The following is a 12,995-nucleotide window of genomic DNA, read 5'->3' on the forward strand; positions in this document are numbered from 1 at the left end:
AAGTCCAACAAGGTGAAATATTGTACTTAAAAAGGGATAAAATCGTACGGGAAATAAATTTCTTTACCAGCATCCACCAAAATATCAGTGAAAAAAATTAGTTTAGAAAGTTCAATAAAGTTTACAGATGATATGTTATATCGCCCTTGCATTTCAATATTCCTCCTGATATTGACATGTACAGCATTATTTGGCCAGGGAACAGGCCACCCTTTTTATAAATTCACCCATTTTACTTCGCAGGACGGTCTTCCTCAGAATTCTATTTTGGCCATTCTCCAAGATGACATGGGCTACCTATGGTTTGGAACCGATGATGGATTGGCCAGGTTTGATGGCTATCAGTTCACAGTTTACAAACACCAATTCCAAAACCCAAACAGCCTCAACAACAACGTGATCAGGGGATTGGCCCAAGATAAAAACGGGTATATCTGGATCAGTACTGAAGGTGGTGGCATCAATATCTATGATCCTAAAACTGCTTCCTTTTGTTCTATCCGAAACAGTGAACTGATTAACTCCAAAAAAACAGGCTCTTTATTAATCGATCACCAAGGAAATATATGGGTCAGCACATTGACTGATGGTATTTATAAAGTCAATTTGCCCCCTTCATCAGAAATTCATCATTTGGACAAGCTAGTTGATCAGCTCAAAGTCACCCATTATACCAAAGACAACTCAAGGTTGGCTGACGACAATATCTGGCAGTTATTTCAAGACAGTAGCCAGCAGATATGGATAGGTACCTATGACCATGGAGCCCAGTTAATAGATCCTATAACAGGAACCTTTTCCTCCATAGACATTTATCACCACGGGAAAAAGGTCAAGTCAGTAAAAGGGTTCTTTGAGGATAATGAAAAAAACCTATGGATAGGGACAGAAAATCATGGTGTTTTCATAAAAGCTCCAGAAAGCAAATCGTTCAAACCTTTTAGAACTTCTTCCGGACTGGAAGAGGAAAATATCACCAGCTTTTTACAAGACAAACAAGGCAATATTTGGATCGGAACATTGGGTGGAGGCCTTTTTGTCTATGAGACCAATTCCTCAACGGTCTATCATTATGATGACAACCCAAGTGACAGCTACAGTTTGAATGGAAAATCTGTCTATACCATGCTAGAGGATGAAAATGGGAATTTGTGGATCGGCATGTATTCTGGTGAGGGACTTAACAAAATAAACCCCTCCTCTCAGCACTTTGAACATTATCGTCCACAGGTCAATGACCGGGGAAGCTTATCCGGAAAAATGGTCAAATCAATCTTTATCGACCATCAAGCAAACCTTTGGGTAGGAATGTTCAATGGGGGGTTAAACGTAAAAATGGATGGCGCCAACAATTTTCGTGAGGTTCCCCTTAACAGCAATTCTGGACAGGGATCTACCAATGTTCAGGTAATTTTTGAGGACAGCCACCGCAAACTATGGATAGGCACGGATGGATCGGGACTCTACCAATATTCACCTTCATTAAACAAAATGAAAGCATATCATCATGATGTTCATGACAGCACTTCACTAAGTAAGGATGAAATTTGGGCAATTGCCGAAGATGGTAATGGCAGCTTATGGATAGGCATGGCAAATGGAGGCGGACTGAACAGATTTGACCCCAGCACTAATCAATTTCAGCCTTTTTACCATCGTCCAAACAACCCACGAACCCCTAGTTTCAACGATGTCCGTACATTATTGGTGGATTCCAAGAACAGGCTATGGATCGGAACCTATGGTGGAGGACTTAATCGATATGATTTTGATACAGATACCTTCGTGTATTATAAACATGACCCGTCCAATAACCAAAGCATTAGCCATGATATTATCACTTCACTACATGAAGACCAACACGGTGCCATATGGGTAGGCACTTTTGGAGGAGGCCTGAACCAACTGGATCCTGCTACTCAAAATTTCAATCATTTTAGGGAAAATGATGGGCTCCCCAGTGATGTAATAAAAGCCGTATTGGAGGATGATAGTGGACAACTCTGGATCAGTACGGTTAAAGGACTGTCTTCCTTTAATCCCGAAATGGGTACTTTCAAAAACTATACAGCCGAGGATGGTTTACAGTCAAATGAGTTCAATTTGGGATCTGCGTTCAAATCAATCGATGGAAAAATGTATTTTGGTGGTACCAATGGCTTTAATGCATTCCTTCCAGAACAAATAGGCCTTCCGCAAAGTCCAAAAAAGCCTGTATTGACCAAACTCCGCGTACTAAACCGTGTGGTTCATCCTGGCGATACAGTGGAACAAAATGTATTGCTTACAAATAGTATTAGTTATACGGATGAGCTAACCCTCTACGATGATCATAACAGTTTTGAACTGGAGTTCAGTGCCATGGAATTTAACCAACAGGAAAAAATCGGATACGCCTACATGCTGGAGGGTTTCGATAAAGATTGGGTGTATACCGATGCTTCTAGGCGCTATGCAGCTTATTCTAACCTATTGCCCGGCGAGTATATCTTCAAGGTAAAGAGCACATCTGAAAACGGCCTTCAAAGCTCAGAGGAGCGGACGTTACAACTGTCAGTCCTGCCACCTTGGTACAAAAGCACCATTGCCTTTTGGGTATATATTATTCTTTTTCTCCTGATAGCCTATTTCGTAAAATCTATCATCGGCTTCCGGATCAAAATGAAAAATGATCTTCGTTTTGAACGCCTTGAAAACCAAAAACAGGAAGAAATCAACCAACTAAAATTGAGGTTTTTCACCAATATTTCCCACGAACTTAGGACGCCGTTAATGCTTATCAAGCTCCCCCTTGAGCAGCTTATCCGTCAAAAAGATTTATCTTATCAAATCCATCAGCAATTAAACTCAATCCATAATAATGCCTCTCGCTTACTCAGGCTAATTAACCAACTATTGGAATTTAGGAAACAGGAAACTGGGCATTTAAAACTGGAGGTCCAAGAATACAACCCCCTTAGTTTCTTTAAAAGTGTTTTTGCCTCCTTTGAAGCACTGGCGAAACAACGTAACATAGATTTTAAATTAATCTTGGAGGATCACTTGCCAAAAAAAATCTGGTTTGACCTGGATCAAATGGAAAAAGTGGCCTACAATATTTGTTACAATGCCTTCAAATTCACACCGAATGGCGGAAAAATATCCGTTCAGGTTAAAAACAGAACCCTAACTGAAGGCAACACCAATATTGAAGGAATTGAAATCATTGTTGAGGATAATGGTAAGGGTATTCCTTTAAAATATCAAGACCGTATATTTGAACGTTTTTTCCAAATTGAAGACCCACATCGTAACATCACAGCGGGTACCGGTATAGGTTTATCACTGAGCAAGAACATTGTTGAATTTCACCATGGAAAAATCAGCATGTCCAGTATCCCTGACGTCCATACTGCCTTTTCGATTTTTCTTAGAAATGGTAAGGAGCACTTTCAACCTCATGAAATAAGGTCCATTCCGATCACCGGGAAGTCTGAAAGGCCTACATTGGAAGAAGAATTGTCCACATTGGATTTACACATGCTCTCCTCCATTAATCCAAAAAACGACAATACTTCCGTAGATGCTGCACTAAAGAACAAGAAATTATTATTAGTGGAGGACAATGAGGAGCTTCTTTACCTTATGAAGTCTGCTTTAAAGGATCACTTCCAAATCCTAACTGCCTCCAATGGAAAGGAGGGGCTTCATGTGGCTACTTCTCGTTTCCCTGATATCATTATTTCAGATGTAATGATGCCTGAAATGGACGGTGTGGAACTGTGCTCCCTTCTAAAAAAAGAAATCAAAACAAGCCATATACCTGTTTTGCTTCTGACTGCCCGAAGTAATCACGACTACCAACTGGAAGGCTATTCATCTGGAGCAGATGATTATTTGAGCAAACCTTTTCCATTAGATCTTATGATTGCCAAAATACGGAACCTGCTCCATACCCGAGAAAAGTTCAAGGAAGCTTTTAAATTAAAACCGGAAATCATGCCTTCCGATATATCCATCAGTCCAGCAGATACTGAATTATTGGAAAAAGCCATCCAGATTGCCGAAAAGCATATGGACAATCCAGATTTTGATATTACAATGTTTGTTCGGGAAATGGGCATGAGCAGGACAATATTATTTGACAAATTAAAAGCCACCACCGATCATACTCCTAATGAATTCATCCAGACCCTTCGGCTAAAAAGGGCTGCACAATTGCTCTTACAAAGTGATCATAAAATCTCAGAGATCAGCTACATGGTTGGTTTCAATAATCCAAAGTATTTTAGCAAGTGCTTTCAAAAGCATTTTGGGTGTAGCCCAAGACAGTATTCAAAAAACAAGTTTGGAAGTTAGAATGGAGATATCAAAAAGTCGCTGTTCTCAAAAACCAGTTTGATTAAATTATCAACTACTTCAGTCTCCAAACTTCAGTTCTAACGGACAATTAGACAGGCTTGAGACCACTTGAGCAAAGAATTCATGATTACTGGTATTTTTGCGGGTAATTATAAAATAAACATTGAAATTTCGAAACAGTCTTTCAAATCAAGACATTTTAATTTGTATCAATAAAAAAGGGCCTTAAAGCCCTCCTTCATCTGCGAAAGAATAGTATCCCTCACCAGTAATGATAAGGTGATCGATTACCGGTAGGTCTAATAGCTTACCTGCTTTCACCATCTTTTCCGTCAACCTTATACCCTGTTGACTGGGCTTCAGACATCCAGAAGAATGGTTGTGTGCAAGAATCATGGCTGATGCTTTCATGACAGCTGCGAAGATTATTTCAGGTCTACCTCCTTCCCACTGATCCCTCCGGATGAGGCATTAACAATTCCTAAAACCCAGTTTGCCCCATTGAGCAGAACAACTTTGAACTCTTCAATGAACTTTATTTTCGATTCATCCCAATTGGCCCTTAAAATCCTATTGGCCGCTAAAGAAGAGTCGATTTGGGGCTTCACTGAAACTTTAGAGTTTGGACGGTAGCTTAGAACGATTTCAGCTACTTGATTGGAAATGATGTCTTTGTTCTTGGTATCCAAAACATTTCGTTTTAATGGTTAGAAATTAATTATGGTACCACCCCAGCTTGAGGGCAATCAAGGCCAAGTGGCAACGGAATAAAGGAGGGCCTAGTGGGCAGAAAAGTGTTTATGCCGTAAGCTCATGGCCGCATCAGCAGCCCACAAGCTAAATTGTAACATGATTAATGGTTAATTAAAATGCAATGTTTTATCTAATCCCCCTAAGAGTTAAACCTCTCATAAAAAATTTCACCAACTCGCTCGATATGATTTAAAAGTTCCTGATTAGAAATATGCTCTTTTATTGACAAATCTATTTTATAAGGTAAAAGAATATCATCCAATTTATTTTCAAGTTCAAAAAGATCGCTAAGCCCAAATCCATTTCCTTCGATTGTAAGGTCTATATCCGAAGCTGGACGAAAGTTACCTTTGGCACGGGAGCCGTATAATATAACTTTGGATATTGATGGATACCCTGAAAACACCTTGTTAATTGATTCTATTTCCTCTTTTAAAAGACCAAATCTCATCCTTCAAAAATATCTTTTTGATCCCCTCTTCGTTTTTCTTTCATAATGACTCTAAAAGCTAAAAGTTCAGGAAAATACTCCTCTAAAATTTTAGAAAAAATTTCCTGGGCAGTGTCTTCATTGTACGTATGCGAGGTTTTGTTCCTGCTCTGGATCATTTCCATCCATATTTTACCTTCCCTGATCAAACCTGTACTAAATGCCTCCCTGGTGGCATCTCTTGACCCATATATTTCAATATTCCCTCTTTCTTTCAAAAAGTCCTTCATTACATTCCATGCCAATTCGTGGGTATATTCAAACCTCTGAATCAAACCTTCCTTGACAATATCCTCCCCTTTTTCGAAAAGTTGTTCATCATATTCGCCTTCATGATAATAATTTTCCCTAATATACTCTACCGCTTGTTCAAGCTTGAGAAGGGCCTTATTGTAGTTGGCAAACCTTTGCTCCCATCTTATATCTTTTGACATATTCAAATAAACATCTATTGATCCATCAATTCAAAATTAGAACCTTTTTTTAAATCAAAAAATAACCTGAATTAATGCATTAGTCCTTTAATTTAAAAAACATGCGCTGTTCGAATAAATACTTAAAATAGCTTGCCTCTTTAACAACATACTTTCCAAAAAGGTAAAGACTCTGTCTAATACCCTAATTTTTTCATTCGTTCTCTACCAAATATTCAATGAATACCCAGTTCCTTAAAGTCCAAAATAAAATATACTTAATAATTTAGTAATTATATTTTCTGAACCTGAACGGATCGACCTCTTATTTTTGTGTTTGGACATGGATAAAATTTTTGACGATATCAAACTAATTGATCGGTTAAGGCAAAATGATGAGCTTGCCTTTAAGCTCTTGTTCGATAAATATTGGGAGACTATGCTTGCGGCCGCAATGAGGAGAATCCATTCACAAATTATTTGTGAAGATATTGTTCAAGATGTTTTTGCTGACCTCTGGAGAAGAAGATCAAAAATCATTATCAAAACCAATTTACAATCCTATTTGCTCACTTCAGTGAAATATTATGTATTTAAAGTTATTAAACAAGAGCAAAAGAACAGTTCGCTGAACGATTTAAATTCGACTCTCTTTAGCTATAATCCGAAAGAAATGGAATTTCAGGAACTATACAGCATCCTGGAGGTCGCCATTGATAAACTACCCAATCGCCAAAAGTTGATCTTTAAACTTAGTCGATTTGAAGGATTAAAAGGAAATGAAATAGCTGACCGGCTGGACATATCCGAACAAAGTGTTCATAACAGTTTACATCGGTCATTGACGACTTTAAGAACAGAGATAAAGGACTATTCTCCTACCCTACTTTTTCTTTTATTTTTACATTGATCTACCAAGATCTCACCCTCCTCATATTAATTAAATCTTATTCATTCTCGTATTTTATTAACAATTTATTCACGGATCCTAATGAGTAGTGACCCCATGTTTTGGTCACTTACTTATATATGAAAAAGGAACAGCACAATCAAGAAGCTATTGTAAAGCTTATCGATAAAGCATTCAAAGGAACTATTTCTCCATTTGAAAAGGAGGTATTGAACCAATGGTATAACGCCCATGAGGATGAGGAAGTAGTCATTTACACTTCGTCCGATAAGGATGGATATAAAGAAAGTTTATACGAAAAGACTTTGGAAAAGCTCCGTTCCACCCCCAAGAAGAATAATCTATATAAAAGAAAGTGGATAAAAATTGCTGCTTCCATATCCATTTTCCTACTGTTCAGCTCCCTGCTATATACAATCATTTCAGACAGGCCGATGTCTCCTGAATATCAAACTTACATTAGTCAGGCAGGAGAACGTAAGAAAATAATGCTTCAAGACGGAACAATTGTTCACATAAATGGGAATAGTCGACTAAAAGTAAACAAGGATTTTTTAAAAAACAGAGATGTAGCCCTTAGTGGAGAAGCATTTTTCGATGTTTTCCACGATCCGCAAAGGCCATTTACAATCAGTACAAATCATTTAACCACAACAGTTCTGGGGACTTCATTTAGTGTTCGAACCATTTCTGATAGTGTGGAATCGGTTGTCGTGAAAAGCGGTAGGGTAAAAGTAACCACAAAGAGTGGTTCAGAGGCCCATTTGGTAAAGGGTCAGATGACCATATTTCAGAACAACACACTTTTAACAAATACATATAAGGACAATGACCAGTTTTTTGGTTGGTTGGAAGGAAAATTGGTCTTTAAAGGAGAATCACTTTCACAAATTGCTAAAAAGTTGGAGGACTGGTATGGTGTGGAAGTTATTCTCAAACAGGACGGAAAAAAACCATGTTCCATCACAGGTACCTATAAGTCCATGGACATAGAGGAACTCCTGGAAATCATTTCATACACCACTAAAATAAATTATTCAATAAATGGGAAAATTGTAATTATAGAATCTAACGGATGTTAAAAGCCAAAGCTGCTGGGAACAGCTTTGGCTTGATAACCGAGTCCAGAAACATGTAGTATCTAAAACTCTTAGGAAAAACAAAATTATGAAAAAAAACCAAATTATCCTGCTCATGAGGATAACCACAAGAATGTTATGCCTTGCGCTAATTTTAGCTGTAAGTATGTCAGTAAGTATAGCGGGAAATGCCATAGCGCAGGATCCCAGTGAAACGATGGTAACGATCACAAAAGACCATCTTACCATGGCTTCTGTGATGCATATTATAGAAAATCAAACCGATTTTAATTTCTCCTATAATTCTGAATTTAATCTGCAAAAGGAACTGAGCATCTCAAAAGGAAAGATCACACTTAGCAATCTTTTGAACAACATATCTTCTCAAACTGGCTTTGAGTTTAAATTGATCAATCAAACTATTGGGATAGGTTATGATCAATCCAAAGCAAATCAGGAAACCACATTGCGCGGTAAGGTCACCAACACTGAAGGAGAACCATTACCGGGAGCTTCCATTTTAATATCGGGAACATCAAAGGGAACTGTAACGGATATTGATGGAAATTTCACCATTACTGTAAATTCACAATCTATTCTGGTGATAGACTATGTGGGTTACAAAGCACAAAAAATAACAGTCGGTAACCAAGATAATATAACAGTAGTGCTTCAAAATGATGATTCCTCCCTTGAAGAATTTGTTGTGGTCAGCTATGGTACACAGGAAAAAAGGGAAATTACCGGAGCCATTTCCCAGCTTGATGCATCTGAACTTCAGGATCAACCCGTCAACCAATTTGCCCAACAGTTACAGGGCAAAATTGCAGGTGTGCAGGTAAGTCAGATCAATGGACAGCCTGGAAGAGGAATTGGTTTTAGAATTCGGGGAGCTGCATCCATGCATGCCAGTAACCAACCATTGGTGGTTATCGATGGCATTCCCATTACAGGAAGCATCAACAATATTAACCCTTCCGAAATTGAAACCTTTACGGTCTTGAAGGATGCTTCTTCAGCAGCCCTATATGGTTCAAGAGCAGCAAATGGAGTGATCCTGATCACCACAAAAAAAGCGGAGTTTGAAGACTCCCGTATAGAATTTAACAGTTTTTATGGCGTTCAGTCCATTCCAAAGAACAAGGTACCAGACCTAATGACGGCAGAGGAGTTTGCTCAGTTCCAGAAGGAACACTACGAGGACAGAGTAAAATACGAAAGCTATTCTGGGAGTTTGGACCCAGCTTATGAAAACCCTTCAGATTATGGTGCTGGAACGGATTGGTTCAATACTTTAACTCAAACAGCTCCCATCCAAAAATATAATTTAACGGTATTATCGGCAAAAAACAATTCTTCGACTTCTGTGGTCGCGGGCTATACCAAGCAGGATGGAGTAATTATCAATACAGGAACCCAATTATATTCCTTGAGAATTAACCACGAATTTAGATTAAGGGATAATTTTAAAATTGGTTTTCGCTTGGCTCCCAGCTATAGAAAAGACCACAATAACCGCCTTGGATCTGATGGGTTAGGAGGAATCGTTCAGGATATTGTCGAGTCCAGTCCCTTAGTTGCCCCCATAAACCCAGATGGCTCCTATCCATTATATGTCAATTCTCCACGAATGGTAAAAACCCTTAATCCTTATGCCAGGATGTTGGAAACCAAGGATGACTACAACACCACTCGTATTTTAGGAAACGGATATTTTAATTACGAATTCATCAAAGGTCTTAGCTTGAACACTAATCTTGCGGTGGACAAAGGTGCAGAAACACGTAATAGATTTTACCCTTCAATCATTCAAGGAAATGGATTAGCTGCCGGTTACAGTAGCTCAGTGGACAATTATTCTTGGACAGCTGAAACCAATCTGGAATACAAAAAAACGGTAGGTGATCACCACTTTGAAGTGTTGGCAGGATATTCTGCACAAAAATTCGATCAAGAAAGCAATAATGTTTCCGGCTCTAACTATCCCAGTGATGAAGTTGGTTGGATCAGTGCAGCCACCTCAATCAATGGAGGAAGTAGTAACACTACACAATACTCTCTTGTGTCTCAGTTAGGTAGACTTAATTATGATTTAAAGGGAAAATATTTTATGTCATTGGCTGTAAGAAGGGATGGTTCTTCCCGCTTTGGAGATGAATCCAAGTACGGCTTATTTCCCTCTGTTTCTGCCGGGTGGATACTAAGTGACGAACCTTTTATTCACAATATAGATGCCATAAATTTCCTGAAGGTAAGGGGCAGTTATGGTATTACCGGTAATGACAGAATCGGAAACTACACACATGTTTCCAATCTTGGAGAGTACAACTATGTTTTTGACGATACTTTGGTTCCGGGGATTACTATTGGTTCTTTGGGCAACTCCAAACTGGAGTGGGAACGAAACAAGCAATTGGACCTTGGCTTGGATATAAATCTTTTGGATAACAGGCTTCAGTTTTCCTATGATTATTATCACAAAATATCAGATGGCTTGATCCAAAACCGTCCGATCCCAAGAGCTTCCGGCTTTACTTCCATTAACTCAAATATCGGAGTGATAGAATTTTGGGGCCATGAATTCACCATGAATATCCTGGCTGTGGACAAAGCTTTACAATGGAACAGTAATGTGAACTTATCCTTTAATCGAAATTTAATCAAGGACTTGGTGGATCCAGGATACATCAGAAGGAACAACACCATTTCATCTGATTACTATAGACATCAGGAAGGCCATTCCCTTGGGGAATTCTATGGATTTATTTTCGAAGGCCTGTACCGGGATGAAGAAGACCTGGCCTCATCTCCACAGCTTCAAATATCTGGAATGCATTCCAATGTAGGAACGATCAAAATGAAAGATGTAAATGGTGACAATATTATCAATGAAGATGACAGGACTTTTATTGGGGACCCTACACCTGATTTTATTTTTGGCTTCAACAATGATTTCCGTTATAAAAACTTTGATCTCAATTTATCCATGCAAGGTGCTGTTGGAGGTAAAATCATGAATCCTGTGAAGTGGGCTTATTTGTTGAACCTCGATGGAGCAAGAATGATGTTGGTCGATGCCAAAGACCGTTGGAGATCTCCTGAGAACCCTGGCAAGGGAGAGTTACCCCGAACAGAATCCGGAACAACTGCCCTGGGCAGGTCCGTAAATACCCAATGGATAGAAGACGGTACTTACCTGTCTGTGAACAACATTACATTAGGCTACAACATTAACTTGCTTAAAAAATCGGTACTTCAAAAACTAAGGGTATACGGATCCATCCAAAACGCCCTGGTACTCACGGGCTATACAGGAATGAACCCCGAAATAAATGTAGGGGGAATGGACCCTACCAAAGGGGTAGGAATCGATGAGAATGGATATCCAGTTCCAAGAACCTTCTCCCTAGGTGTAAATGTCACATTGAAGTAAAATAAAACTAAGTAATCATGAAATTAAAAAATATATACTGGTTGTTCATTTTAAATATCGGTCTGCTCTCTTGTAGCGAGGATTTTATTGACCTGGCACCTGAAGACCAACAATCTGGGAATTCATTTTTCCAAACAGAGGAACAGTTTTACCAAGCATTGGCAGCAGCTTACACCCCTTTTAGGGACTTACTGGTCAATGATTTTTTTACGGGAGAAATGAGATCGGACAATACCCATTATGAGTATTCAGACATTAACTTTGGTACCGCCTATATCTACAGAAGGTCCATTGCAGATTTCAACGATGATGAATTTAACTCCTATAGCAATGCCGTATATTTCCATGCTTATAAAGGCATTTCCCGTGCCAATATTGTATTGGACCATTTGGAAAGTGTATCTCTTCCTGAGGAAACCTACAATGATATCAGCGGTCAGGCAAAGTTTATCCGTGCCCTTAACTATTTTTACCTGGTAAGATATTTCGGAAATGTCCCACTTTATCTTCATGAGGTAACATCTACCGATGGAGCATTTTTGGCTCAATCTTCCCAGAAAGAAGTCTATGAGCAAATTATTCAGGACTGTACAGAGTCAATTGCCCAACTTTCAGCCCCTTCCAAATTCCCTCAAAATGGTATGGCTACCAAGGGATCTGCTACCATGTTGTTGGGAAGGGTTCATTTAAGGCAAGGGAATTATGCAGAGGCTGAGTCCCTTTTCAAAAGCTTAGAGGCTATAGGTTATGGTCTGCTGGACAACTACGCAGATGTTTTTAATATCAATTCAAAAAACAGCATTGAGTCTTTATTTGAAATCCAATTTAGAGAAGGTGATCAAGGAGGCCAACAAAACGGCTTTGTTTACAGTTTTCTTCCCAGAACTACCAATACATCTATCGTAACCGGTGTGGCGACAAATAATTCGGGAACAGGAGGTTGGAATACTCCAACACCAGAAATTATTGCAGCATTTGAACCGGGTGACAAGCGAAAGGATATTTCCATAGGAATCGCCGAAGGCACTTATGATGCAAGTAACTATTTTGATATAACGGCAAACAAGAGTATCGTTGGTTATGTCCCTGAAGAGGGAAAAGTAGGAGTCCCTTATATCAAAAAATACATCACCCCACATTCCCTTCCCAATAATACAGATAACAACTGGCCTATATTTCGCTATGCAGATGCCCTGCTTTCCTTAGCAGAAGCTTTGAACGAGCAGGGAAAATCCATTGAGGCATTATCATACCTTAACCAAGTTAGAGACCGGGCATTTGGAGAAAACATAAACAGAGTAACGGTTTCTGATCAAACAGAACTCAGGGATATCATTCTTCATGAACGCCAAGTAGAGCTAGCCTTCGAAAACCACAGATGGCATGATCTGGTAAGAAGTGGAAAAGCAGTATCCACCATGAATGCCTTTGGAATCAAACAAAAAGAAAGGTTCGATTATTTGATCACTTCCACCTACATGGTGGACGATCACCGTATGCTATTTCCTATTCCAAAAAGTGAAATAGACCTCAATCCTGACCTTATTCAAAACCCTGGTTACTAAACTGGCTTCCC

General features: G+C 39.0%; 9 protein-coding genes. 5 read left to right on the plus strand and 4 right to left on the minus strand.

Features of this window, described 5'->3' with window-relative positions; genetic code table 11:
* The first annotated feature begins 132 nt into the window (after window positions 1-132).
* Entirely contained in the window at window positions 133-4,338 is a 4,206-nt protein-coding gene (locus tag IFO69_RS01245; RefSeq protein WP_192007165.1) for a hybrid sensor histidine kinase/response regulator transcription factor, read from the plus strand.
* Window positions 4,339-4,566: 228 nt separating this feature from the next.
* Here IFO69_RS01245 and IFO69_RS21765 read toward each other — a convergent pair whose 3' ends face one another.
* From IFO69_RS21765 to IFO69_RS01260, 4 genes are all read right to left on the minus strand, one after another.
* Entirely contained in the window at window positions 4,567-4,752 is a 186-nt protein-coding gene (locus tag IFO69_RS21765; protein WP_317173396.1) for a JAB domain-containing protein, read from the minus strand.
* 14 nt (window positions 4,753-4,766) lie between these two features.
* Window positions 4,767-5,030: a hypothetical protein gene (locus IFO69_RS21770; RefSeq protein WP_317173397.1), complete on the minus strand. Its 264-nt coding sequence runs from the start codon at window positions 5,028-5,030 to the stop codon at window positions 4,767-4,769.
* A gap of 203 nt (window positions 5,031-5,233) precedes the next feature.
* A complete protein-coding gene (locus IFO69_RS01255) occupies window positions 5,234-5,545 on the minus strand; it encodes a nucleotidyltransferase family protein (RefSeq protein WP_192007167.1) in 312 nt (103 codons plus the stop codon).
* Window positions 5,542-6,018 carry a nucleotidyltransferase substrate binding protein gene (locus IFO69_RS01260; protein ID WP_192007169.1) on the minus strand — a complete coding sequence of 159 codons (477 nt, stop codon included), beginning with the start codon at window positions 6,016-6,018 and terminating at the stop codon, window positions 5,542-5,544. The genes IFO69_RS01255 and IFO69_RS01260 overlap by 4 nt, the downstream gene beginning before the upstream one ends.
* Window positions 6,019-6,340: 322 nt before the next feature.
* Here IFO69_RS01260 and IFO69_RS01265 point away from each other — a divergent pair, with 322 nt between their 5' ends.
* The 4 genes from IFO69_RS01265 (at window position 6,341) to IFO69_RS01280 (ending at window position 12,984) form a co-directional block, all read left to right on the plus strand.
* On the plus strand, window positions 6,341-6,907 hold the full coding sequence (locus IFO69_RS01265; RefSeq protein WP_192007171.1) for a sigma-70 family RNA polymerase sigma factor: 567 nt from the start codon (window positions 6,341-6,343) through the stop codon (window positions 6,905-6,907).
* 119 nt (window positions 6,908-7,026) lie between these two features.
* Window positions 7,027-7,989 carry a FecR family protein gene (locus tag IFO69_RS01270; RefSeq protein WP_192007173.1) on the plus strand — a complete coding sequence of 321 codons (963 nt, stop codon included), beginning with the start codon at window positions 7,027-7,029 and terminating at the stop codon, window positions 7,987-7,989.
* Between the two features lie 85 nt (window positions 7,990-8,074).
* Window positions 8,075-11,419: a SusC/RagA family TonB-linked outer membrane protein gene (locus IFO69_RS01275; RefSeq protein WP_192007175.1), complete on the plus strand. Its 3,345-nt coding sequence runs from the start codon at window positions 8,075-8,077 to the stop codon at window positions 11,417-11,419.
* A gap of 17 nt (window positions 11,420-11,436) precedes the next feature.
* Window positions 11,437-12,984, plus strand: a complete 1,548-nt coding sequence (locus tag IFO69_RS01280; protein WP_192007176.1) for a RagB/SusD family nutrient uptake outer membrane protein — start codon at window positions 11,437-11,439, stop codon at window positions 12,982-12,984.
* The last annotated feature ends 11 nt before the right edge of the window (window positions 12,985-12,995 follow it).

This window comes from Echinicola arenosa (assembly GCF_014841125.1).
GTDB classification, from domain to species: Bacteria; Bacteroidota; Bacteroidia; order Cytophagales; family Cyclobacteriaceae; genus Echinicola; species Echinicola arenosa.